Origin of the sequence: Staphylococcus sp. HMSC065D05 (assembly GCF_001813195.1) — a bacterium.
Lineage (GTDB): Bacteria > Bacillota > Bacilli > Staphylococcales > Staphylococcaceae > Staphylococcus > Staphylococcus epidermidis.
Window position 1 is genome coordinate 1 of the sequence record NZ_KV811754.1, and the last position, 652, is coordinate 652.

Consider the following 652-nt stretch of genomic DNA (forward strand, 5'->3'; position numbering starts at 1 on the left):
ACATTTTTAACACTTTTAAATTCGTCCATCATTAAGTGTTCAGGTAGAGCATCAAAAGAAGACTGACTTACGTCGCTTGCCGCTTGATTAATCACTCTAGACACAGTCATTGATGATACTAAGCATGACTTAGCGATAGATTTTTGAGAGCGGTATTCTTGTGCTTTATCTAAAACTGCAAGTTTTGTTTTATTAGAAATAAAACAATGAGCGTCGACAATATTAGATTTAGCAGTAAAATGACTGTCACATGATTTACAATAAAATCTTTGTTTTTGAAGTTCTAAATAAGCGGGCATTTCCATAATTTTAAGTAAAGTAATCGTTGAGGTTTTCTTACCATTTTTTACTATAGAGAAATTTTCATTTTTAGTTGAACAATTTTCACAATGTGTAGGTTGATAAGTGAGCTCGGCATAGTAAAACAAGCTCATTCGTCCTTTATGTTTTTTCTCAATCACTTCATCTGAAAAATTTAGATTTTTATCTTTAATTCTTAATGTATTTAATATAGACTTACACATAGGCGCATTACCTTTCTTTTTTATTTTGTGTGGTAACTAATAATTATAGAGGTAATTGCGCCATTTTTGTATTCAAACATAAAAATTGGACTGATGATTTTTAGTCATCAGTCCAATTTATTATAGAG

General features: G+C 29.9%; 1 protein-coding gene. It reads right to left on the minus strand.

What is annotated here, in order from left to right:
* Nucleotides 1–524 (minus strand): transposase family protein (locus HMPREF2897_RS07790; protein ID WP_141751290.1); only part of this gene is annotated, 524 nt, incomplete at its 3' end.
* Between the last annotated feature and the right edge of the window lie 128 nt (nucleotides 525–652).